Annotated in this window: 25 protein-coding genes and 2 pseudogenes; 2 read left to right on the top strand and 25 right to left on the bottom strand. The window is 33.7% G+C overall.

All coding sequences use genetic code 11. The features are described from left to right. Window positions 1-94 precede the first annotated feature (94 nt). The 3 genes from AZF37_RS02055 to groES form a co-directional block, all read right to left on the bottom strand. Window positions 95-550 (bottom strand): Fur family transcriptional regulator, encoded by a 456-nt coding sequence (locus tag AZF37_RS02055; RefSeq protein ID WP_088369364.1) that lies wholly within the window; start codon window positions 548-550, stop codon window positions 95-97. A gap of 467 nt (window positions 551-1,017) precedes the next feature. Further along, on the bottom strand, window positions 1,018-2,652 hold the full coding sequence (gene groL / locus AZF37_RS02050; RefSeq protein WP_088369363.1) for a chaperonin GroEL: 1,635 nt from the start codon (window positions 2,650-2,652) through the stop codon (window positions 1,018-1,020). Window positions 2,653-2,664: 12 nt separating this feature from the next. Continuing rightward, complete coding sequence (gene groES, locus AZF37_RS02045; RefSeq protein WP_088369362.1) at window positions 2,665-2,955, bottom strand: co-chaperone GroES; 291 nt, start codon at window positions 2,953-2,955, stop codon at window positions 2,665-2,667. 199 nt (window positions 2,956-3,154) lie between these two features. Here groES and AZF37_RS02040 point away from each other — a divergent pair. After that, window positions 3,155-4,304: pseudogene (locus AZF37_RS02040) on the top strand (IS3 family transposase). Between the two features lie 268 nt (window positions 4,305-4,572). Here the strand turns inward: AZF37_RS02040 and AZF37_RS02035 are convergent. The 17 genes from AZF37_RS02035 to AZF37_RS01955 form a co-directional block, all read right to left on the bottom strand. Further along, window positions 4,573-5,079: a hypothetical protein gene (locus AZF37_RS02035; RefSeq protein ID WP_162473824.1), complete on the bottom strand. Its 507-nt coding sequence runs from the start codon at window positions 5,077-5,079 to the stop codon at window positions 4,573-4,575. A gap of 25 nt (window positions 5,080-5,104) precedes the next feature. Further along, complete coding sequence (locus AZF37_RS02030; RefSeq protein WP_088369360.1) at window positions 5,105-5,944, bottom strand: RNA polymerase sigma factor; 840 nt, start codon at window positions 5,942-5,944, stop codon at window positions 5,105-5,107. 228 nt (window positions 5,945-6,172) lie between these two features. Then, complete coding sequence (locus tag AZF37_RS02025; protein WP_088369359.1) at window positions 6,173-6,658, bottom strand: MogA/MoaB family molybdenum cofactor biosynthesis protein; 486 nt, start codon at window positions 6,656-6,658, stop codon at window positions 6,173-6,175. Next, window positions 6,658-7,089 carry an MOSC domain-containing protein gene (locus AZF37_RS02020; protein WP_088369358.1) on the bottom strand — a complete coding sequence of 144 codons (432 nt, stop codon included), beginning with the start codon at window positions 7,087-7,089 and terminating at the stop codon, window positions 6,658-6,660. Before AZF37_RS02020 ends, AZF37_RS02025 begins: the two co-directional genes overlap by 1 nt. Window positions 7,090-7,091: 2 nt before the next feature. Then, window positions 7,092-7,568 carry a cyclic pyranopterin monophosphate synthase MoaC gene (gene moaC / locus AZF37_RS02015; RefSeq protein WP_088369357.1) on the bottom strand — a complete coding sequence of 159 codons (477 nt, stop codon included), beginning with the start codon at window positions 7,566-7,568 and terminating at the stop codon, window positions 7,092-7,094. A gap of 2 nt (window positions 7,569-7,570) precedes the next feature. After that, on the bottom strand, window positions 7,571-8,539 hold the full coding sequence (gene moaA / locus AZF37_RS02010) for a GTP 3',8-cyclase MoaA (RefSeq protein WP_088369356.1): 969 nt from the start codon (window positions 8,537-8,539) through the stop codon (window positions 7,571-7,573). A 4-nt stretch (window positions 8,540-8,543) separates the two neighbouring features. Further along, window positions 8,544-10,451 carry a molybdopterin biosynthesis protein gene (locus AZF37_RS02005; protein ID WP_088369355.1) on the bottom strand — a complete coding sequence of 636 codons (1,908 nt, stop codon included), beginning with the start codon at window positions 10,449-10,451 and terminating at the stop codon, window positions 8,544-8,546. A gap of 8 nt (window positions 10,452-10,459) precedes the next feature. After that, window positions 10,460-11,668 (bottom strand): molybdopterin molybdotransferase MoeA, encoded by a 1,209-nt coding sequence (locus AZF37_RS02000; protein ID WP_088369354.1) that lies wholly within the window; start codon window positions 11,666-11,668, stop codon window positions 10,460-10,462. Window positions 11,669-11,670: 2 nt separating this feature from the next. After that, a complete protein-coding gene (locus tag AZF37_RS01995) occupies window positions 11,671-12,147 on the bottom strand; it encodes a hypothetical protein (RefSeq protein WP_088369353.1) in 477 nt (158 codons plus the stop codon). Window positions 12,148-12,228: 81 nt separating this feature from the next. After that, window positions 12,229-13,239, bottom strand: coding sequence for a tRNA (adenosine(37)-N6)-threonylcarbamoyltransferase complex transferase subunit TsaD (tsaD, locus tag AZF37_RS01990; RefSeq protein WP_088369352.1), 1,011 nt, complete (start codon window positions 13,237-13,239; stop codon window positions 12,229-12,231). 25 nt (window positions 13,240-13,264) lie between these two features. Then, window positions 13,265-14,023: a nitroreductase family protein gene (locus AZF37_RS01985; RefSeq protein WP_088369351.1), complete on the bottom strand. Its 759-nt coding sequence runs from the start codon at window positions 14,021-14,023 to the stop codon at window positions 13,265-13,267. A gap of 23 nt (window positions 14,024-14,046) precedes the next feature. Beyond that, window positions 14,047-14,757 (bottom strand): tRNA threonylcarbamoyladenosine dehydratase, encoded by a 711-nt coding sequence (locus AZF37_RS01980; protein WP_088369350.1) that lies wholly within the window; start codon window positions 14,755-14,757, stop codon window positions 14,047-14,049. Between the two features lie 36 nt (window positions 14,758-14,793). Beyond that, the gene (locus AZF37_RS01975) at window positions 14,794-15,594 is read right to left on the bottom strand and encodes an alpha/beta hydrolase (RefSeq protein WP_088369349.1); all 801 of its coding nucleotides are present in this window, start codon (window positions 15,592-15,594) and stop codon (window positions 14,794-14,796) included. Then, window positions 15,569-16,543, bottom strand: coding sequence for an XdhC family protein (locus tag AZF37_RS01970; RefSeq protein WP_088369348.1), 975 nt, complete (start codon window positions 16,541-16,543; stop codon window positions 15,569-15,571). Before AZF37_RS01970 ends, AZF37_RS01975 begins: the two co-directional genes overlap by 26 nt. Next, on the bottom strand, window positions 16,536-17,351 hold the full coding sequence (gene yqeB / locus AZF37_RS01965) for a selenium-dependent molybdenum cofactor biosynthesis protein YqeB (protein ID WP_088369347.1): 816 nt from the start codon (window positions 17,349-17,351) through the stop codon (window positions 16,536-16,538). Before yqeB ends, AZF37_RS01970 begins: the two co-directional genes overlap by 8 nt. Next, a complete protein-coding gene (gene yqeC, locus AZF37_RS01960) occupies window positions 17,344-18,654 on the bottom strand; it encodes a selenium cofactor biosynthesis protein YqeC (RefSeq protein WP_088369346.1) in 1,311 nt (436 codons plus the stop codon). Before yqeC ends, yqeB begins: the two co-directional genes overlap by 8 nt. 53 nt (window positions 18,655-18,707) lie before the next feature. After that, window positions 18,708-19,121 (bottom strand): GtrA family protein, encoded by a 414-nt coding sequence (locus AZF37_RS01955; protein WP_245612008.1) that lies wholly within the window; start codon window positions 19,119-19,121, stop codon window positions 18,708-18,710. Between the two features lie 211 nt (window positions 19,122-19,332). Between AZF37_RS01955 and AZF37_RS01950 the strand changes: the two genes are divergently transcribed. Continuing rightward, window positions 19,333-19,896: a VanZ family protein gene (locus tag AZF37_RS01950; protein ID WP_162473822.1), complete on the top strand. Its 564-nt coding sequence runs from the start codon at window positions 19,333-19,335 to the stop codon at window positions 19,894-19,896. Between the two features lie 37 nt (window positions 19,897-19,933). Here AZF37_RS01950 and AZF37_RS01945 read toward each other — a convergent pair whose 3' ends face one another. The 5 genes and pseudogenes from AZF37_RS01945 to AZF37_RS11315 all read right to left on the bottom strand — a co-directional run bounded on the left by AZF37_RS01945 (window position 19,934) and on the right by AZF37_RS11315 (window position 22,446). Beyond that, on the bottom strand, window positions 19,934-20,287 hold the full coding sequence (locus tag AZF37_RS01945; RefSeq protein ID WP_162473821.1) for a sulfurtransferase: 354 nt from the start codon (window positions 20,285-20,287) through the stop codon (window positions 19,934-19,936). Then, on the bottom strand, window positions 20,253-20,681 hold the full coding sequence (locus tag AZF37_RS01940; RefSeq protein WP_088369343.1) for a rhodanese-like domain-containing protein: 429 nt from the start codon (window positions 20,679-20,681) through the stop codon (window positions 20,253-20,255). The genes AZF37_RS01945 and AZF37_RS01940 overlap by 35 nt, the downstream gene beginning before the upstream one ends. Beyond that, window positions 20,644-20,814, bottom strand: coding sequence for a hypothetical protein (locus AZF37_RS10260; protein WP_162473820.1), 171 nt, complete (start codon window positions 20,812-20,814; stop codon window positions 20,644-20,646). Before AZF37_RS10260 ends, AZF37_RS01940 begins: the two co-directional genes overlap by 38 nt. 153 nt (window positions 20,815-20,967) lie before the next feature. Then, window positions 20,968-22,053: a tRNA 2-thiouridine(34) synthase MnmA gene (mnmA, locus tag AZF37_RS01935; RefSeq protein WP_088369342.1), complete on the bottom strand. Its 1,086-nt coding sequence runs from the start codon at window positions 22,051-22,053 to the stop codon at window positions 20,968-20,970. Then, window positions 22,053-22,446 (bottom strand): annotated as a pseudogene (locus AZF37_RS11315) (hypothetical protein). The gene mnmA and the pseudogene AZF37_RS11315 overlap by 1 nt, the downstream one beginning before the upstream one ends. Window positions 22,447-22,501: the final 55 nt, after the last annotated feature.

The raw sequence follows: 22,501 nt of genomic DNA, 5'->3' as shown, positions 1-22,501 counted from the left end.
CTTAATGATGGCGGAACTATTTAAAAGCCTAAAATTTTTCAAAAAAATACCCTGAGGTATTCTAAAAATACTGCAGGGTATTTAAATCCATATCTTAGCTAATTTCTTTATTTTCTGAATTATCTTTTTCTAAGCATTTTTCACAAATACCTATATAAAAAACAACTTTATCCAAAATTTTATGTTTAGATAACTTTTCTTCTTCACTTTCCAAAGTTTCTATTGCAAAATCATAAACCTCATTGCATTTAATACATTTAAAATGACTATGTCTATCTGTCCAAGCGTCATAGCGAATATCATTACTACCGATGTGTATTCTTCTAATAAGTCCACTTGCTTCAAATAAGTCTAAGGAATTATAAACGGTTGCTTTTGATAAGGTTGGTATCTTTTTATATAATCCTTGATAAATGGTATCCACAGTAGGATGTTTATGATTTATTTTTACTAAATACTGAAAAATCTTAACCCTTTGAAGTGTTGGTTTTATATCTTTTTCTTCTAAAGCTTTAACAAAATCGATTTTCCCCGAGCAGTTTTTTCCCATTTTTTCACCTTTTTCTTTAAATAAAAATTAGCCTACACAAAGTTTTTCAGCCATACGTGTATTAAACTTTGGATAATGTAATTTTTTTAGTGTCATCACTATTATACCATTTGTACTAGAATACTTCCACTGTATTGTGCATAATATTTATGGCATTACATTTAAAATATCATTGTCAATTAGTACTGAATATAAATGTGGCTTCAATTCTCATATGATACTAGCCAATATATAATATAATCTTAAACTGTTCTCTTCCAGTATATTAACGTAGTTATTCAATTTTTAAAAGACTATTTATAAAGTTTTCATATTTAGCGCTGTAAATAACTATACTACTATAATTCATTATGAATTATATACTTGCAATAATCAATAGATATTTTAAAATTTCTGAAATATTTTTTCATAAAAAAGGGATACTGTAAAAAACAGTATCCCTTTATTCTAAATTAATTAGAATATTCTTACATCATTGGCATGCCACCCATGCCACCCATGCCGCCCATAGCAGCCATAGGATCAGCTTTGTCATCTGGACTATCAGCAATTAATGTTTCAGTTGTAAGTAATAATGCTGCAATACTTCCAGCATTCTGTAATGCAGAACGCGTTACTTTAGCAGGGTCAACAATACCACTGTCAAACATATCAACATACTTACCAGTTAATACATCATAACCTGTTCCTTTTTTAGCTTCCATTACTTTTTCAATAATTACAGAACCTTCTGCTCCAGAATTCTCAGCAATTAATCTTACAGGTGCTTCTAATGCTTTTCTCACAATAGCTAAGCCAGTAGCTTCATCGCCAGTTAAGGTATCATCTTCAATAGATTTAATAATGTCTGCTAAGCAAACACCACCACCAGGTACAATACCTTCTTCAACAGCTGCTTTAGTTGCTGCTAATGCATCTTCAATTCTTAGCTTTTTCTCTTTCATTTCAGTTTCAGTTGCTGCACCAACTTTAATAACAGCAACACCGCCAGCTAATTTTGCAAGACGCTCTTCAAGTTTTTCTCTATCGAAATCAGACGTAACTTCATCTAACTCTCTTCTAATAGTGTCAACACGATGGGTGATTGCTTTCGGTTCACCTTTACCATCAACAATAGTTGTTGTTTCTTTATTGATAATAACTTGCTTTGCACTACCTAACTGATCTAACTCTGTTTGGTCTAGTTTTAAGCCTAACTCTTCGGAAATAACTTGTGCCCCTGTTAAGAAAGCAATATCCTCTAATATGGCTTTTCTTCTGTCTCCAAAGCCAGGCGCTTTAACAGCCACACAGTTAAATGTTCCTCTAATTTTATTGACAATCAATGTAGATAAAGCTTCAGCCTCTACATCTTCAGCTATTAATACTAACGGCTTACCTGTTTTCACAATCTCTTCAAGAATTGGAAGTAAATCTTGAATGACTGTAATCTTCTTATCTGTAATTAAAATATACGGGTCTTCTAACTCAGCTACCATCTTCTCCGCATCAGTAATCATATAAGGTGAAAGGTAGCCTCTATCAAATTGCATGCCTTCTACAACAGCTAAATCAGTAATAAACCCTTGGTTTTCTTCAACAGTAATAACTCCATCTTTACCAACTTTATTCATAGCTTCAGCAATAAGGCTACCAATTTGAATATCGTTAGCTGAAATTGAAGCAACTTGGGCAATAGCATCTTGGCTATCAACAACTTTACTAATTCTGCTAATTTCTCTAACGCCGATTTCAACAGCTCTTTCAATACCTTTTTTAACAATCATCGGATTTGCACCAGCAGCTACATTTTTCAAGCCTTCTTTAATAATTGCTTGAGCCAATACAGTAGCTGTAGTTGTGCCATCACCAGCAATATCGTTAGTTTTAGTAGCGACTTCTTTTACTAATTTTGCTCCCATATTTTCAAATGGATCTGGTAGATCAATTTCTTTTGCAATTGTTACACCATCATTTGTAATCAATGGTGAACCATATTTTTTTTCTAAAACAACATTTTTGCCTTTAGGTCCTAATGTTACTTTAACAGCATCAGCTAGTGCATCAACACCTGCTTCTAAAGCAGCTCTAGCATCTGCGCCAAATTTTAATTCTTTAGCCATTTATTGTTCCTCCTACTTCTCTAATATAATTAAGATATCATCTTGACGAAGCACTAAATAATTTTCGCCATCTACTTTTACTTCAATACCACCGAATTTAGAGAAAATTACTCTATCTCCAGCCTTTACTTGTAAGTCTTCTCTATCTCCATTTTCTAAAACTCTTCCTGGACCTACAGCAATAACCTCACCTTCGAATGGTTTCTCTTTTGCAGAATCCGGTAATACTATACCGCTTGCAGTTTTTTCTTCTGCGTCTAATTGTTTGATTACAACACGATTTCCAATTACTTTAAAGTTCACGTGAATCCCTCCTTATATTTTAGCAGTCTCTAGTCTCATTTGCTAACTATTAAAATCATAACAAAATCTATTTTTAAAATCAATACCTAGAGATGAATTAAGTTCTTTTTTTTGTATTTTTTGGACATATACTAAAAAAGTAGACAGGAAAAAGTGAAACATGTTTTAAATAAGTAGACACATAAGAAAGGATAAAATTATGAATAATTACAAGAAATACGATGAAGAATTTAAAAAAAGTATTGTTAATTTACACCAAAACGGTAAAACTCAATCCCAACTTTCTAAAGAATATGGTGTCTCCATGTCTGCTTTACACAAGTGGATTAAACTTTATTCTCAGGTTAGAATTGATGATGATACTATTCTAACCGCTAAGCAGATTAAGGATCTTCAAAAGCGTAATGCTCGACTCTAGGAGGAAAATATCATTTTAAAAAAAGCAATTGCCATATTCACGCCTCACTCAGACAAAGATTAATGGCTGTTCATACCCTTCGTTTTCAGCACGCTATCTCTTTTCTTTGTCATGTCCTTAAAGTGAACCGCAGCTCCTATTACAAATACTTTTCGGAAAAACTTTCTCCTAGAACTATTGAGAATTAAAAACTCCGTCAGCTTATTCTCGGAGATTTGTCATCTTACTAAGAGACGTATTGGCCCATCTAAGATTAAGGCTCTTCTTTCCTATGACTATGGCATCAACATCAGTATTGGTAGAGCGAGCCGCCTGATGACTGACATGAATCTTCCTAAAATGCCTACTATCAAACTTCGGTTTATTCATCCGAGGTCTATTCCCAATTTTGATTGCCCTAACTACCTAAATCAAAATTTTAATGTTCCTCAGCCCAATCAAGTCTGGGCTAGTGACATTACCTATATTAATTTAAATGCCTCTTTTGCTTATCTCTGTGTTATTATGGATTTATTTTCTCGTAAAATTATTGCTTGGAAGCTCTCTCTTAAAATTGATACTTCTCTTGTTAAGGATACTTTTATCAAAGCCTTTTATTCTCAAAAACCTTCTACTTCTCTTATTTTTCATTCTGACAGAGGTTCCTAATATACTTCTTTTATCTTTAGAAAGCTCCTTGATTCTTTTGGTATCATTCAATCTTTTTCTAAGCTTTCTCATCCTTGGGACAATGCTGTCGTTGAGTCCTTTTTAAATATATGAAAAAAGAAGAAATTCTTCGTAGGTCTTTTTCTTCCTTTGCTCAAATTAAGCTTTCCTGCTTTGAACACATTGAGGGCTTCTACAACCCCCTATACGTCCCCACTCTGCTAATAACATTCTTTCTCCTAATTCCAAAGAAGACTATTTTTTCACTTCTATTAAAACTTAATTTCACTTTTTCTATCTACTCTATTGACATTCTTCCAGTTTGTAAAAAGGTCCAATTTACTTTAACTTATTTAGAAAAGCAAAATAAAAAAGAAGAGTAAAGACAATTTCCTTACTCTTCTCCGACAAATTACCCTAAAACAAATTGCCATTTAATGACCTAATCAAACTTCCCTATTAATTTAAAAACCCAAATAGCATGCCGTTCAAATTTAGTTGAAAATCGACTAGTTAAATATGCTATTTATGATTTTTAAGAAAACCCGTAATTATTGGCGCATCCAGTCAAGGAATTCAAAAATTGTAACACTTTTATCATTCTCAGGCACTAATTCATACTTTAATTTGTATTTCCATCTATGAGATAAGTCGTCATGCTCATCACCATACCACATAACACCAATTCTAACTTTTACCCAATCCTTCTTTATTTCAAATAACTGTCCTTTTGCATATTCCTCTGCTATCACACCTCTAAAGTTAAACTCATAGCGACTTAACAATTCTGTAAATTCTGCTGATGGGTTAGCAATCTTATCTTGACTTAACCCTTCAATGAGTTGTGCATCTTCTTTTGAGAAAATACATTCTAAACACATGTTAGGATAGACACACCCATGTGAGTTTTCATCTGTTCTTGGAAGAAAAATAGAATCATTTGGCTCTTGGAGGACCATTGGATTATCAATATTTTTAGTCGATATTAACTCATTACCCTCATCAATTGTGAACAACTGGTTGGTAGCTGGAGAATCCACTACCGCAGAAACTTGCACTTCCTCAAAAGCTTCTTTATTTTCTTCAATCTAGTTTAGGTTCCTTCATAGATGTCGTCGCTGTAGCTACTGGCGTAGATATAGATATTTCAGATAATTTATTTTCCGGACTTGCTGTTAAACCATTAAAAATCAAGATAGAAATCGTAATTACTGTCGCTCCCACTGCTACAATACCAGATGCATGTAATATACTCTGTTTCATACCTTTTTCTATTATACTAGCGCTTGTTGCTGATAGAGATAGTGCGCCACCAATTAACATATCATCTTGGTCATTTTGAAAAAGCAGAATAAATGGAACCATCACTCCTAAATTCACTCTTTCTCCAAAAGCATTCTCGATATATTTCTTTAAATTCCTTTTTCCTTGATAGATAGTAGCATAAATAGTGCCTTCTTGCACAGCCTGAATCTCTGCAATTTCCTTTGTAGATTTATCTGCAAAATAGTAAAAATATAAAACAACCTTCTGTTTTTCAGGTAATTGATCAATCATTTCTACTACAGCTCTTCGTTTTTCAGCATCTTCCACAATAACTTCTGGAATTTCTTTTTGCTCAACCCAATCTTTATCCGAGTCATTTAAAATCATATCCAGGTTTTCAACGTTAACTTTTCTTTGTGTTTTCTTTAATAAACGCCAACTTTTTCTTGCAACAATAGTGCTAAGCCAACTATAAATTGCTTCCGAGCTTTTAAGTCGTCCTATTTTCTTATAAGCTTCAAGAAAAGTTTCTTGAGTTATGTCCTCTGCATCTTCCTTAGTCTTAGATATTTTTAAAGCCAAGTAAAACACATAGTTTTTAAAATGATTATAAAATGCAGAGAAAGCTTCTGGTTCTTTCGCCTTAACACTTTCTATAAGTCAGTTTACAACATCTCTTTCAGCTGGTTTTTCTTGATACGCCATTCTTTGCCTCCATATAATAAGTGTCTACTCTCTAGTATATCCTTTAGTCATATTATAAAAATTTCTATATTTTATCCTTATTATAACAAAATACCAGCTTTTTCGACACTAAAATAATTATATATTATGCAAAAGCATCAAAAAAGCTACTCATATGAGTAGCTTTTTAAAATAATTTCCCTATCTAGCACAATTACTTGAATTGCCCATTAGAATATCTAAACCATGTTTAAGGGGCTTTAAAATAACCTCTAAACACTCTCTACAGGCTTTTGGGCTGCCTGGTAAATTAATAATTAATGTTTCACCTCTAATACCTGCCGTAGCTCGAGACAACATGGCCGTTTGCGTTACATTCAGACTTTCCTGACGCATAGCTTCTGGAATACCTGGCACTAAACGCTGGACTACATCTAAAGTTGCCTCTGGTGTAATATCTCTTTTAGAAAAACCAGTACCTCCAGTAGTTAATATTAAATTCAAATGTTTTTCATCGCTCCATTGAATTAAAGTTTCACTTATAATTCTCCTATTATCAGGTACAATTTTATAAGCTGAAACAATTCCAATATCTGCTACCATTTCCTTAATAGCTGGACCGCTACCATCCTCACGCTCACCTTTTGATCCTGTGTCACTAGAAGTTAAAATACCAATAGTATACATTACATCACCTCAATATTATCTCCCTTTTTTACAAGACCAGGTTCAACAACAATTGCAAAAATACCTTCTGTTGGCATTACGCACTTTCCAGCTTTTTGTTGAATAACACAGCCTGAATGACATTCTTTACCAATCTGAGTAACTTCAAGAATAAGATTTCCACCAATTTTCAACCTAGTTCCAATAGGTAAATCTTTTAAAACAATACCTTCAGTAATAATATTTTCAGCAAAATCACCATTGATTAATTCAATACCAGTGGCTCTCATTGTATCAACACTTTCTTTAGCTAAAAGGCTAATTTGCCTATGCCAATTTCCGCCATGGGCATCATTTTTAATTCCAAAATCTACAATACATTCTCCAAAAGGAATCTCTTTTTTTTGCTCTCCCTTTTTCTCACTAATACATACTCCAATTACTTTAGGCATTTTTATTCCTCTCTTTCATAAACCCCTGATTTTCCGCCAGTTTTTTTAATCAGTCTTACATCGCCAATAAGCATATTCTTATCAACTGCTTTACACATATCATAAATAACTAACAAGGCAACTGTAACCCCTGTTAAAGCTTCCATTTCCACACCCGTTTTTCCTGATACCTTCACTTCACAAGTTGCTTCAACATAGCCTTTGTCTTTGATAATTTCAAATGTTACTGAACTACCTTCAATTAATAATGGATGACACATAGGAATTAAATGACTAGTCTCTTTAGCGGCCATAATTCCTGCAATTCTGCCAACACTTAAAACATCACCTTTAGGCACTTTATGATTAGTAATTAAATTTAGAAGCTCAGGACTTAAATAAATTTTACCTTTGGCAAGTGCTACTCGCTTAGTAGCTTTCTTTTCATCAATTGAAACCATTCGAGCATCCCCTTGTTCATTTAAATGGGATAATTTCATTACTAACCTCCTATTTGAGACATTTTTCTTTTTTGATTGCCCCAACCTTCTTCTGTCATAGAATGTCCCTTAGGCTTTAAGGGAATAATAGATTCAAAAAAAGCCCTGATTTCTGCCTCACTTTTTCCTTCTCTCAATAAAGCTAAAACATCAAATTCTACATCTTTATGTAAACACAACCTAACTTTACCATCAGCTGTTACTCTCAATCGATTACAACGACCACAAAAATGATTTGAAAGAGAACCAATAAAACCAACACTACTGCCAGGATGTCCCTCAATAAAATAATTAGAAGCCGGACCATCTGTAACAATATCATCTGTAGAAATCAGCTTATATTTTTCTTCAATAATTGCCTTAATTGCATCAATTGAAATATGCTCAATTCGAGCTTTTTCATCGCTTTCGCCAATGGGCATTAACTCAATAAATCTAACCTGTACCCTTTTTTTAATTGCCAACTCAACAAAATCTATAATCTCATCATCATTAAAGCCCTTCATCGCAACTACATTTATTTTAACCGGCGTTAAGCCAAACTTTAAAGAGGCATCAATACCAGCTAGAACATCATTTAAGTCTCCCCAACGAGTAATTGCTTTAAATTTATCAGCCTTTAAAGTATCTAGACTAATGTTAACTCTATTAAGACCCGATACCTTAAGGGCTTTAGCCATGGATCCAAGAAGAATGCCATTTGTAGTCATTGTAATATGTTCAACACCTTCCACTGAAGCAATTTTTTTCACTAAAATTTCAATATTTTTTCTAACTAAAGGCTCCCCTCCAGTCAGTCTAATTTTCTTAATCCCCATAGGCGCAACTGATTTTACTAGTTTCTCAACTTCCTCAATTGATAGCATTTCATCATGGGATTTTAAATCAACACCTTCTTCTGGCATACAATAGACACAACGGAGGTTACAGCGGTCTGTTACCGCAATTCGCAAGTAATCAATGGTGTTCATATTATCACCTTAAAACCTTTCCACTTTCTCTTAAATCATATCCTCCATATTGTTCAATTTTCTCTCTAAAAGAAGATTCTTTAAGACATTTAATAAATAATTCATAAAGATAGCTTTCCATGAAACTATCTAGACAACAAAGATCATAGGATTCTTCTGTAATAGGAATAAAATCCAAATCATATAAGGCTGCTGCACTATAGATACCCATACCCACATCAGCCTGTCCACTAGCTATTCTTGCGCCTACTTCTAAGTGAGTGTAAACAATCTGATTATAGCCTTCAATACGCTTTTTATCCAAAGCTTCTTTTTTAAGCAAGTAATCTAACAGAACACGTGTACCTGCTCCTAATTGTCGATTTACATAAACCCCTTCTTTATCAATAACATCTTTTAAGGAATGTATGTTTTGAGGATTGCCCTTAGGTAAAATAAGGCCTTGTTGTCTTTTTGCGATATGAATGAGGTGCCCCTCTTTCCCTAAGTATTTATCAATGTATGAAAAATTATAGGTATGGGTTTCTTCATTTAATAAATGAATACCTGCACCATGAGCCTCTTTATTTTTAACAGCTAATATTCCTGTTAGGCTACCTACATTAGTAGTAATTAATTCATATTGAGGATTCATTATTTTCACTGTATTTTTTAATACGTCTAATGTAAAATCATGACTGCCTTGAAAAACCAAGCGCTTTGCTAATTGACTTCTCTTCGATAAAAGCTCTACCTTAACGGATTCTCCTTTTTCATAGCCTTGAGATAAAGGAGGAATCTTAATTAATCCATCTGCTTTTGAAAGAGATGAAAGACTACTTGAACCTCTAGGTAAAGGCAGCACTTTATATTGCTCTTCAATTTTTCCAACTAAAACCCGAACTAATTCTAAAGCACCAAATTGAGACGGCACTTGTGTAGCCAATGTACCTTCGAGAATTTCCACATCTGGCAATTGTCTTTTTAAGAGACGAGCTATAAGGGGTTTTACAAAAGTTTCAAGAGAAAAAGCAGCAGATACTGGGAAACCTGGAATACCTAATACAGGCGTTTTAGCAATACCCCCCAGTACAGTAGGTTTTCCTGGACACATAGCAATGCCGTGACAGAATACTTCTCCTAATTCCCGAATTATATGTACTGTGTAATCATCTCTACCAGCTGATGAACCAGCATTTATCACTACAATATCCCCTATATTCACAGCATCCATAATAGCTTTTTTTAACAAGAATTTATCATCTGCAACTATAGGAAATGTTGTTACTTTGCCACCTATTTCCTCTAGAATACCTTTAAATACAGTAGAGTTGCAATCAATTAGTTTTCCTTCTTTATAGAGTTTATAAGGGCTAATCATTTCATCGCCTGTTGGAATCAAAACAATATGAGGCTTCTTTAAAACTTCAATTTCAGTCCAACCTCCATTTAAAACAACGCCTGTATCATAGGGGGTTAAAGTATGGTAAATAGGTACAATTAACTCATTATCACCTATGTCTTCACCAACAGGCCTTACATGACTCCAAGGCGTAACACTCTTAATTAATTCAACCTTCCCATTCTCTAAATAAGTAACCTCTTCAGCAGGCACTACGCAATTAAAAGGGGGCCTGACTTTATCACCTGTATCAATTTCTTCAAATTGATTGGTTTCCAATATAATGGGATTAGTTTCTTTAGCCTCTTTTAAATAAGTATGAATGGTGGCAATGCCATCCATTGCTGAGGAGAGAAAAAGCGGATTAGATTTCTTAGCATAGATTGGAATACCAGTTACTCTTCCTACTGCATCAGCTACAGGTACTGTTTCTATCCCCAACTCTATTTTTTCTTTTTCTAAATAAGCCACCATATAACCAAGAGCTTCTGCTACTGGTATATTACTTAAATATAAATTTCTTTTTCCCATATTATCTCCTAAAATAAATAAACGTCAACATCGCTATCAGCAAGTAAACCTTCTTTTAAAAATGGAATCTCAATATATCCATTGCCTTTTCCCAAAGGACTTAAAAGACCTGATTTGCCAAAAATAGGTGTGACTTTTCCATTATCATAATTAACTGGCGCAAAATCCAAACGACCGCTTACAGAGGCAATATTTCTTTGTAATGTACCTTTAACAGAAGCCTTAACAATATATTCTCCACATATAAAAAGAGGTGCTAACATTTTTTCATAAACAAAATAACAGGATAAAGGCTGTCCAGGTAATCCCATGACTAATTTACCATCAATAATGCCACCAATAGTTGGTTTGCCAGGTCTCATAGGCAAACCATGAAAAAGTGAATGGCCTAAGGATTCAATAATACCTAAAGCATAATCTTTAGCGCCAATAGAACTGCCACCGCTCATAAGAAGTACATCCGTCTTCCTTAAACTCTCTATTACCCCTTGCTCTAAAGCATTTTTGTTATCCTTTATGATGCCCAAATCAACTGCTTCAACACCTCTAATTGCTCTTAATCTATTCAGTATTAAAGGTCCATTAATATCTCTAATTTCACCAATTTTAAGCTTTTTTTTAGAAACAGGAACAATTTCATCTCCTGTAGAAATAATGCCCACTCTCAATGAACTTTCCACTTGAATAAAATCCATCCCTAAAGCTCCTAATAAAGCAATATCTTGAAAACGTAGCCTATGACCTTTTTTAAAAAGAAGCTCATTTACTCTTACATCTTCTCCTTTTAAAATTAAGTTTTCATATTCGTGTAAACCTCGATAGACTAAAATTTCATCACCACTGAGTTTCTCAGTATGTTCCACCATAACGACACTGTCAGAACCTTCAGGAAGCATGCTTCCCGTTACCACCTCAAAACATTCCTGATTCTTTAAAACTGCTTTTGATTCAACCCCAATAGGAATTTCACCTGCAATTTTTAATGGAATTCCCAAAGAACTGCTTCCTCCATAAGTATTTTCACTCAGAACAGCATAACCATCAACTGTAGAGCGAGAAAACTGTGGCAGAGATTCTCTGGCAAAGATATCTTCAGCTAGCACAAAACCTAAAGCCTCATTTATTTTACGTAGCTCTACTTTTCTTTTTATATTGTCATAACTTTCTTTTAGAAGTTTCTGTCCCTCTTCAATATTCGTTAATGTGTACAAATCCATTTTTATTCCTCACTATTTTTTATAGGTAATGCATTCATTACACCAATTATCTGTTGAACATCCAAATGCGCCATAAAAGTACCAACGGAATCACCCTGAGCATTACAAACAATAACACTAGGTAAACTAACGACCTTATAAGTATCTATAAAATAATCCCCTTCTTTTATTTTTTCCTTACCACGATCCACAAAAAATACACTTAATCCTTTAGGAGCTCCTTTACGAATCCCTTCAATATTTTTCTCTTCATTGTGGGCTACTTGTGAATTACTATCTGTTAGAATAATAACAAAAGGTTTTTTTTCTTCACGTAACAATTCAATTTCTTTAAATAAATTTACAGCTTTCATCTCATTCCCATTAAAAAGAAAAAGTCCTACAATAACAACTATAATAATTGGTATCAGCAACCATTTTTTCGACCGTTTTTTTCTTTTCTCTTTTTTAGCTTTATCTACATTCTTATCAGCCTTCACTGCATTGTTCCCCCTACTTTTCCACAGTATCCACAGACTATTACTATTTTTTATGTGTATTCTGTGGATAACTTTTTATATTTATTCAATAATTGCCGTTGGAAAGGCATTTAATGTATAGTCAGCCTGCACCCCAAGTTCATTTAAATAGTAGGCTGCTGCTCCAATCATGGCACCATTATCCGTACATAAAATAGAACCGGGATAAACAAAAGAAACCCCTTCTTTTTGACCCCTTCTCTCTAAATAGGCAATCATTGTTTCATTTGCAACAACACCACCAGCTAAGACAACTGTCTTTATACCATACTGTATCACTCCTAGAAAAATCTTCTCTTCTAGAGCCTTAAAAACGGCCCTCTGAAAGGAGGCGGCCACATCTGACTTATTTACCTTCAAACCCTTCATTGCTTGCTGATTCAGGTAATTTAAAACACTTGATTTTAGACCACTAAAACTAAAATCAAAGCTTTCTTTGCCTAACTGAGCTACAGGAAATGAAATAGCCTCAGAATTGCCTTCTAAGGCAAGCATTTCAATAACAGGACCACCTGGATATCCTAAACCTAGTGCTCTGGCCACTTTATCAAAAACTTCTCCAGCGGCATCATCTAGTGTTTGACCAATCACTTCAATTGATTCATGATTGTGCCAAATTGCTAGGGAAGTATGCCCCCCAGAAATAATTAAACATAAATAAGGAAAATCATCTAATGAACGCTCCAATGTATTAGCATAAATATGGCCTCTTAAATGATGGACTGGTATTAAAGGTATCCCTAAACTATAGCTTAAGGCTTTAGCCCCTGTAATGCCAACTAAAAGAGCCCCTATTAAACCAGGTCTGTTCGTAACACCAATTCCAGTTAATTGTTCTTTCTTGATACCTGCTTTTGCTAAGGCTTCATCAACCACAATTAAAATATTTTCCAAATGCTTTCTTGAAGCTACCTCAGGAACTACCCCTCCAAACTTCTTATGAACTTCAATTTGAGAAGAAATTATATTGGATAAAACTTCTTTTCCATTTTTTATAACAGCTGCTGATGTTTCATCGCAACTTGATTCTAAGCCTAGTATATATGTATCCAAAACATTCCGCCTATCCTTCACTTCATTATATCAAATTATCTTTTATATAGGCAGTTAAAACATACCCAATCCCATGGATTAAATCTTCTTTCTCAAAAGTAACTAAGCGATTTTCAGCTTCAGCTGCAATCACAAAATGACAGAAAGCAATTCCCATATCCACATCATTAAGATTCTCTAAAAATATTTTCTTGAAAATATTACTTTTCTTCTTAAACCATCTAATTTTATCATTTGAAACTTGACAAATCCATGGCTGATTGTTCATAGCTGAAGGCGCAATTCTAACACATTCTAATAATAAAGAATAGAAAGATGCAGTTTCGCCACTGGCCCAGCTGCTTATTTCTTTTCTATTAATGCCTTCTAAATTTTCTCGCTCAATGGATTCACGGCCATAACCAAAAGCAATTGCTATTGTATAAGGTAAAGTGTAGTTAATGTCTTTTTGCTCTCTTGCTCCTCCCAACCAACAACTGCCAATGCCTAACTTTGTTAAATGCAGAACAGCTTGCTCTCCCATATAGCCAGCATTAAGGTAGGAACCTTCCTTTTCCTCAGAAGTAATTACTATATAGTGAGGTGCTGAAACAATAAACTTGCCTTTGGCGATTTTATTGAAAAGCGTCCTATCTACTATGGTCATTTTCACTTCGATGCCTGGAATAAGTGGCTCAATTGTTTCAATATATTTTTTAATAGTTTGAAGCACATCCTCCTCAACAGGTCTATCTTCATATTTTCTAATAGATTGTCTTTTAAAAATACTATCGAATTCAGTCATCAAATTATCCTCCTTATTGGTCTCTATTTAATTAAGTCTTTAATAACTTCTCCTGCAATAATTAAGCCTTCTACAGAAGGAACAAAAGCAACACTCCCAGGTACTGTTCTTTTCGCTGTAATCTCATCCGTTGAGAAAGGAACCACTGGTGCCTCCATTGAATAAACTACTTTTAAAGACTTAATCCCTCTTTTTTTTAATTCTCTACGCATTACTTTAGCTAGAGGATCTGTATGGGTTTCATAAATATCGCCTACTCTAAATTGGGTAGGATTCAATTTATTACCAGCCCCCATTGCACTAATTAAAGGTATTTTCTTATCTTGGCTCGCAACGGCTAAGTCAATTTTAGCTGTTACGGTATCTATTGCATCAACAATATAGTCATAATGACTACTTTCATTAAAGAAATAATCCCTAGTTTCTGGTAAATATAGCTTTTCAATAGCCCTAACATCTACCTCGGGATTAATTGACAAAACCCGTTGTGCCATCACCTCAACTTTACTTTCACCAATAGTATCAACTGTAGTATGGAGTTGTCTATTTAAATTAGTTGTAGCAATTGTATCATTATCCGCTAACGTTAATGAACCGATACCGGAACGAACCAAAGCTTCTACTGTAAACGATCCTACACCACCAACTCCAAATACAATAACATGAGCTTTATTTAACTTTTCCATAGCTACCGTCCCTAAGAGCATGGCCGTTCTATCAAAAGGTTGTCTCATTTTCTTCCTCTCTTCACTTTTAAAGAGAAAGCACCATTAAGTGCTTTCTCTCAACTCATCCATTAAATTTACTAATTGAACAACTGTTTGAATCTGCTGTTCTTCTTCAGTAATACCCGTATTTTCATTTTGATAATTACCAAAATAACTATGATTACCATTTTCAATAACCGTATAGACTGTATTTTTAGGTAAGGAGGATTTCCTTGTTGTTAAATTACTTTTAGCAAACGTATTATCCTTACTGCCATAAATTGCAGTTGCCTTTAATCCTGAATCCACAAGATTAACTGTCTCGTCTGGGTAAGAAGCTAAGAAAAAAGCCCCTTTTATTTTATCATTGCCTAAAAGCGCTTTTGAGGCAATGATACCGCCTTCTCCATGACCACCAACAGCCCATAAGTCAACAATAGCATTTTCTGAAATAATACTATTTACTTTATTAACATCAATAGTTGGATTATTAAATAGAAACTTAGGAATTACTACTCGATATCCTTTTTCCGCTAATTTTGTCGCCAAAGGAATATAAGCTTCTGAAGCTACTTCAGTTTCAGGATACAATATTAGTCCTTTTCTAGGTTCCCCATCTGCAGGTGTTACAATTAAATCCTTTTGATTATCTACTTTGACCTTACCTGACACTGCTGTAACAATTTCATTAACTATAAGATTAGCTTGGTTGATTTGAGCCTCCATTTTAGGTTCATTATGCTTTAACAAGAAAAAGCTCACACCTAAAACTATACCAAGACCTAGTAAAATTTTTGTCTTAAAAAAAGATTTCCTTTTCTTTTTCTTCTTGGTCTTCCTATAATAATCTGTTCTCTTTCCCATGTTTAACTCCTATTATCTGTGCTAAAATTGCAATTGCAATTTCCTCAGGTGTTTCAGCCCCAATATCAAAACCAATTGGCGCATAAATACTTGCCATTTTTGCTTTTGAAAAACCTTCTTCTAAAAGGCCATTTTTTACTGTTTCTATTTTTCGTCGACTTCCAATACACCCTAAATAAGCATGGGGCCTGTTTAATGTATTTCGTAAACAATTGACATCACAAAGATGGCCTCTAGTTGTAATGACAACATAAGTAGCATCATTAAATGGATACTTCTTCAGTAGCTCCTCATAATTACCTGCTTTAACACTTCCAGCTTTCGGAAAACGTTCTTGATTTGCAAAAGCTTCTCTATCATCATAAACTGTAATATTAAAGTCCATAAAAGATGCCACTTTATAAACAGCCTGTCCAACATAGCCTCCCCCTAAAATCAATAAATTATCCAGAGGAAAAACCACATCATAAAATTTAGTTTTGTCTGTATTTAGAAAACTTTTTTTTGCTAATTCGCTAGCCTTAAAAACTTCATTATTTTCATTTTCAACTATTTCTGTTTCACCTGTTTTTAAATCTGTTACTAAATAAGCCGGTTTCCCCTTTTCTAAATCAAGACAAGCTTTTTTATAAACAGTCTTGTCAGCATCAATGTATTGAAACATCATATAACTTCTGCCACCACAAATCATGTCTTTATCATAAATATCTTCTCCAAGCATTTCAACTTCTAAACAACTAAATATTTTTGATTTAAGAATAGACATTGCTTTTTCAATAGCTAATGCTTCTCCACGTCCACCACCAACAGTACCATTAATTACGCCTTTTTCTGACAATAGCATTTTACTTCCAGCATGTCTCGGCGCAGAACCCTTAACCTTTAATATGGTAATCAATACCATTGGTTCATTTTCATTTATTAATTGTTCTATTACAGTTTTATACATTTTTTGTCACTCCGAAATAGCCATTATCTTTGCCCAGTTTAAGAGCCCCTTCTAAGACTGCTCTTCCTAATGCCCTAGATTTATCTGATAATGTTGTACAGTAATTTGGATCCCTTCGAGGATCAATATCACCAATTTTCATGCCTTTATGAACAGACAACCCTTCCATTAACAAACCTCGTAAACAGCCTGTAAAAGCAGCTCTAACAATAGTATCATCTACTTTTAATACAGGTTCGGCTTCTGCTACAATATCCCCAAGCTTACGAATCCAAGTAATCCTTCCATCAACCGGTGCCTTAATGACCCGTTCTTCTTTTCGACCTCCAATTTCACCTGGAATGCCTGTATTAGCAATGGTTGAACCCTGGTAAATGAGTTTGCCTAGATAATGACCTCTTTTCGTTTCGATAGCCAAATGACAATCCTTAGCTGCCTCAAATCCCGGTCCTAAAGCAATTACAATTGGAGCGTCATTGATTGTGGTTCCTATATTTTTTTTTGCTAAAATTGCATCTACAACTACATCAGGCTTGTAAGATTTTATTATAGTTGCCTCAGGGTCAATTATAACACCGACTTTACCATTAGAAATAATCTGCTCATAATTATTAGAATCTACTAATTGAGCCTCAACACCTTCAACTGATACAGTCTTATTATAAATAGCGGTTGCAAAAGAAACACTTCTCCTAATTACAGTAGGTTGTTCAATATCAGTCATCAAAACCTTAAAACCACTATTATTAAGTGCAATAGCAACGCCTGTAGCTAAATCACCTGCACCTTTTATTAATACTTTAATCATTTTCTCCTCCAAGCTGATAATAAGCTTCTGGCGTATCAATGTCAGTAATAACACCTTCATCCTCAACATTAACAAATATAGTATTATTAGCTGTTAATGTTTTTTTTGCTCCTAAGTCTCCCTTGAGTTTAGCAAAATCTGCTCTCATTTTTCTGGGAAATAAAACTGGATGTCCTTTTTTTCCATGATAAACCGGAACCACAGCTTTTTGATTTTCAGAAGCAACTTTTAAAAGTTTTCTCAGTGTTTCTTTCTGCACTAAAGGCAAATCACAAAGTGTTACAAAAAAGAAATCACAATAATTTAAGTTTAGTATGGCTTCTCTCAAAGTGCCACCCATACCCTCTTCATAGATTTTGCTGTCAAAAAACTCAAAGCCAAATCCTTTAATCTTATCCTTGATCTGTTGGCTGTGATAACCAACAGGAATCACTATATCCTGACAATAATTACCATATAGTTCTATAGCCCTTTCTAGAAAAGTCTTTCCCTTATAATCCAAAAGGCATTTGACGGTACCCATTCGACTGCTTTTTCCAGCAGCTAAAATAATAGCAATTATGTGACTACCCGTTTTAAAAAATACCTCTTTTTCTTGAACTGAAAAAGCAACTCCAGCCACATTATGCTTTAGCCATAGAGCTTCAACAATTTCTCTAGCGGCAGTAGCTTTTCCTTCAAGGTCACACTGATTAAAAAGAAAGACAGTTGGAATTGAAGCCTCTCGAGACAACCACCCTGTTTCTATTAAATAGCGTGTATTATCTATACTAAATATTTTTTCTCTATCTCCTAAGAGTTCCAAAACTCTATCTATATTATAACAGTTTTGTCCAGTAATTTCCTCATTAATTATCGATGCACCAATAACAACAAATAAAGTAGCAGAATTTTTTGGCAAAACAGGTTCATGACTTTTAGGTATTTTAAATGGTTTTCTCTTAGCACCATCACCTTCAACTAAAACAACTGTATCAAGGGGAATAGTAGCAGCATCAAAAAAACTATTTTCCACTCCAAAATACTTGCCCTTTTCCTGCCAAACCCCTTTGACTAAAAGAAGGCCTTCTCTTACATCTAAAATTGCTTTTTGCATTGCTGATTCACTCTCTATAAAACAAGTTTCATAATTAGAAAACTCTTTTAAATCTACTTTAGTAGTTGTCGAAATCCTAACTTTATAGCCTATTTCTCTTAAGCAATTGCCAATAGCCCAAATAGAAGAGGATTTACCACCGCCACCGACAAAAGTATACAGATGCCCGCCTTTAAATGAGTCTTTAACAAATGATTTAAAATCCATAATCTACTCCTTCATTTTTGATAACAAAAAAGCACTCTAAAAAAGTGCTCTTTTTATTCAGCCCCTTTAAAGACCAATAATCTACTAAAAACATAATTTAAAATAACTACAACTATATTCACAAAAATCTTACTGACCAATGAATCTAAATTAAGAAAACTTACTAAAACAAACATGCCTACCATATCAAATATTAAGGTGCCTGTTCGAGCGCCAATAAAAGTTATAAATTCCCGAATCAATTCTTTTCTAGTTTCTGTCTTTGATTTAAAAACATACCATTTATTAGTTATATAAGCAAACAGTATGGAAACGACAATAGCAAGTAAGTTACTAATAAGATATTGAACATGAAGCACATCTGCCAATAACCAAAACAAGAAAATATTAACAGCTGTAGTTAAGACACCAAAAACCACATATAATAAAAGTCTTTTCATTTTATTACTTTTTAATTTATCAAGCACAAAGAAACTCTCCTTATTAATCATATGCCTATAATTATATCATCTTTCTTCTAATCTTGACAACAATATCACTATTTTTTATATAACTTGATAAATCTCAAACAATTGTTATACTGGTAATAAACCCTTTTTAAATATGTATGATAGTATTAATAGAATTATCCTATCATTCGCATAAATTAGGTTACATAAAGAATAAAGGATGATACTTATGAATATAAAAAAAATACTAACCCAACTGCTGATTATTCTAAGTAGTTGTGTACTGGGTATGGCAACCCACTTTCTATTTATGAAAAATATTTTAACGGGGCCTTTCAGCTACTTATTTAAAAATCCTGATATTGTACTCTGGCTAGCTTTAGGTGTAGAAATCGTTATTTTCTATATTATAATAAGCAGTCTTTTAGGAACTAGAATTCCAAGACCAATCTATTTGCTTTCTGTAGCTATCTATAGTGGTTTTCTAGGTATGTTGCTTTTCAATCGTTCCGGTATTTATGATAATAGAATTGACTTAAAAATAGATAATATAGTTCCCCATAGCCCTTACGAAGTTTTTACATTTATAATTAATATTTTTATGTTTGTTCCTATTGGCTATTTTTTCAGAAGAAAATCCTTTGTTTTCTTTGTTATTGCAGCCATTCTCATTGCCTTAGGAATTGAATCTATTCAACTTGTTTTTAAAATAGGTGTTTTTGATATTAATGACATGATTTTAAATCTTTCAGGAATGCTCTTAGGTTATATTGTTGGTAGACGGAGAAAATAAAAAAATTCCTTGTAGTACACCTACAAGGAATTTTTTTTTATTTAATAACTTCTGAGGAACTACTTGCAGCCCAGCTATAAAATGAATCATCATAATTAAGAGAATCACTATACCCAAGCATTTCTAAAACAATTGTCATGTAAGCTGAACGAATACCAGCAGTACAATAGGAGACAACTTTCTTATCTTTAGTAATACCTGCTTCCGTCAAAATAGTTTCAATATCACTATTGGATTTCAAAGTACCATTATCATTAAATAAGGTTGAAAAAGGAATATTAATAGCCTCAGGTATATGTCCACCTATTTTTTCACCATATTTAACAGCACCATCATACTCGTCTTTTTCTCTAGTATCAATAATTTGAACTTCTTTTAAGTCTCTTTTCAAGTGTAACAGTATCAATTGTTTTCAGTTTATCTAAATTATCAACCTTAACGTCTACAGCTTCTGACTTTTTAATCTCTGAAGTAGTTTCTCCACCTTGAGCTTTCCAGTAACTATAGCCACCATCAAGAATCTTAATATTAGTATAGCCAGAGCCTTGAAGCATCCAGAAAATACGACCATCTTCTCCCCATTCTTTCTGCCCATCTGAATATAAAACAATAGTCTTATCCTTACTGAGCCCCGCATCAGATAAAGCCTTACTTAGTTTATCAGCTGGTAATACAACACCAAAGCCTGAATCACTGCTAGTCCCCGCCATATTAAAGAATTGTTGCCAAGAAACTACACTGGCATTCTTAATAACACCAGCTGTTGCTTTTTTCTCCTCTTGCATCCACTATCATAACATTATCATCTTCAAGATGCTTTTTCAAATAATCAATATCTACAACATTATCATTTTTAAATGGTACAGCCTGATTAGCATTGCTTGTTGTAGCTTGTCCTCCACAAGCAACTAGAAACAATACAGAAAAAACCTAAAAGACTTAAAAAACACTTTTTTCTTCATTTAAATTCCTCCTTAAAAACATAGCATCCTCTATAATATAGAGGATGCTATAACAAGATGAAAGATTTATAAATTCTTTCTATTTTCTTTTTGTAAATATAAATTTTTGTTATAGAGGTTTAGTTATTCGTCCACCACCAAGGACTGTTTCTTTATCTAAATCATACAATACTGCTGACTGTCCAATAGTAACCCCTTCTACTGGTTCAGTAAATTTTATTTTAAACCCACTGCCTGCAGTCCAGTAAATACCTTTTTTTGGTGGACTTTTGTAGCGAACTTTAACTAATACTTCCCGTTCTTCCTCTAAAGGTCTTTCAGAAATAAAGAAAACATCATCACATAGTAAGCCCTTATTAATAAAATCCTCTTTTTCACCTAAAGTAACTCTGTTATTTAAACTATCTATTCCTATAACATAAACCGGATTACCGAAAGCAATCCCTAAGCCTTTTCGCTGTCCAATAGTATAGTTATAAATAGGTTTACCCCTACCTAAAAAAACGCCATCCTTATAGTAAATAGAGGCAGGCGGTTTTTCCTTTCCTGTGTAAGTTTCAATAAAATCACCGTATGTACCTTCGAGAACAAAGCAAATATCCTGGCTATCTTTTTTTTCTGCAACTTCAAAATTATGTTTTCTAGCAATTTCTCGAATATAGCTTTTTTCAAAATCCCCTAGAGGAAAAAGCATGTGAGATAATTGCTCTTGATTCATTTGGTACAAAAAATAGCTTTGGTCTTTTTTCTGATCAAACCCTGTCTTTAAAACATACTCCTGAGTTTCTTCATTATATAAACGACGAACATAATGACCAGTAGCCATATAATCAAACCCCATTCCAAGAGCCTTTGAAAGTAAATCTTGTGAACGAATATAGCGATTGCAATCCATACAGGGGTTAGGTGTTTTACCTTCTAAATAGCTATTGCAAAAAGGCTTAATAACTTTATCTTCAAATAGCTCTCGGTAATTAAATACATAATGCTTTATTCCTAGTTGATGGGCTGTTTGTCTTGCATCTTCAATTGCATCATTACTACAACAGGATTTTCCAGATGTTACCGAACATAAATCATCTAGCCAAATTTGACAGGTTACGCCTGCTACTTCATACCCCGCTTCTAATAATAAGGCTGTCGCCACACTGCTGTCAACACCACCGCTCATAGCACATAATACTTTCTTTTTCATTACTGCTCCTTATGAGTTAAAAAATAGTTCTGTACATTAAAACCATTTTCTTTCTTTTCTTTTACATACGTTCCATCAGGTCTTAGATAATAGCTCTTCTCAGTATCTTCCCATGATTTTTCTAAAATATCAATAATTTTTCTCTTAGCATCTGTTTCAACAATTGGTGTTAAAAGTTCAACTCTTTTATTGAAGTTTCTTTCCATCCAATCTAAACTACTAATAAATGTTTTTCTAAGCCTCCTTGATAGAAATAATAAAGTCTACTATGTTCTAAAAAGCGACCTACACTACTTTTAATAACTATATTGTCTTAGGTATTAATGTACAAATACCACGTACAACTAACTCTATTTTAACACCAACAGAAGCAGCTTCATAGAGCAAATCCATCATGATTGGTCAACAAAAGAATTCATTTTAGCCCTAATATGGCTTTTATTGCCTT

It is taken from the genome of endosymbiont 'TC1' of Trimyema compressum, from assembly GCF_001584725.1.
Classification (GTDB): Bacteria; Bacillota; TC1; order TC1; family TC1; genus TC1.
The sequence above is the reverse complement of the archived record's forward strand: the minus strand, read 5'-3'. Positions and strand labels throughout refer to the sequence as shown.

Excerpts from the sequence above, each read along its gene's own strand:
- AZF37_RS02055 (WP_088369364.1), bottom strand. The coding sequence starts at position 550 with ATGGGAAAAAACTGCTCGGGGAAAATCGATTTTGTTAAAGCTTTAGAA.
- groL (WP_088369363.1), bottom strand. The coding sequence starts at position 2,652 with ATGGCTAAAGAATTAAAATTTGGCGCAGATGCTAGAGCTGCTTTAGAA.
- AZF37_RS02025 (WP_088369359.1), bottom strand. The coding sequence starts at position 6,658 with ATGTATACTATTGGTATTTTAACTTCTAGTGACACAGGATCAAAAGGT.
- AZF37_RS02020 (WP_088369358.1), bottom strand. The coding sequence starts at position 7,089 with ATGCCTAAAGTAATTGGAGTATGTATTAGTGAGAAAAAGGGAGAGCAA.
- moaC (WP_088369357.1), bottom strand. The coding sequence starts at position 7,568 with ATGAAATTATCCCATTTAAATGAACAAGGGGATGCTCGAATGGTTTCA.
- moaA (WP_088369356.1), bottom strand. The coding sequence starts at position 8,539 with ATGAACACCATTGATTACTTGCGAATTGCGGTAACAGACCGCTGTAAC.
- AZF37_RS02005 (WP_088369355.1), bottom strand. The coding sequence starts at position 10,451 with ATGGGAAAAAGAAATTTATATTTAAGTAATATACCAGTAGCAGAAGCT.
- AZF37_RS02000 (WP_088369354.1), bottom strand. The coding sequence starts at position 11,668 with ATGGATTTGTACACATTAACGAATATTGAAGAGGGACAGAAACTTCTA.
- AZF37_RS01985 (WP_088369351.1), bottom strand. The coding sequence starts at position 14,023 with ATGACTGAATTCGATAGTATTTTTAAAAGACAATCTATTAGAAAATAT.
- AZF37_RS01980 (WP_088369350.1), bottom strand. The coding sequence starts at position 14,757 with ATGAGACAACCTTTTGATAGAACGGCCATGCTCTTAGGGACGGTAGCT.
- AZF37_RS01975 (WP_088369349.1), bottom strand. The coding sequence starts at position 15,594 with ATGGGAAAGAGAACAGATTATTATAGGAAGACCAAGAAGAAAAAGAAA.
- AZF37_RS01970 (WP_088369348.1), bottom strand. The coding sequence starts at position 16,543 with ATGTATAAAACTGTAATAGAACAATTAATAAATGAAAATGAACCAATG.
- yqeB (WP_088369347.1), bottom strand. The coding sequence starts at position 17,351 with ATGATTAAAGTATTAATAAAAGGTGCAGGTGATTTAGCTACAGGCGTT.
- yqeC (WP_088369346.1), bottom strand. The coding sequence starts at position 18,654 with ATGGATTTTAAATCATTTGTTAAAGACTCATTTAAAGGCGGGCATCTG.
- AZF37_RS01950 (WP_162473822.1), top strand. The coding sequence starts at position 19,333 with ATGAATATAAAAAAAATACTAACCCAACTGCTGATTATTCTAAGTAGT.
- AZF37_RS01940 (WP_088369343.1), bottom strand. The coding sequence starts at position 20,681 with ATGCAAGAGGAGAAAAAAGCAACAGCTGGTGTTATTAAGAATGCCAGT.
- mnmA (WP_088369342.1), bottom strand. The coding sequence starts at position 22,053 with ATGAAAAAGAAAGTATTATGTGCTATGAGCGGTGGTGTTGACAGCAGT.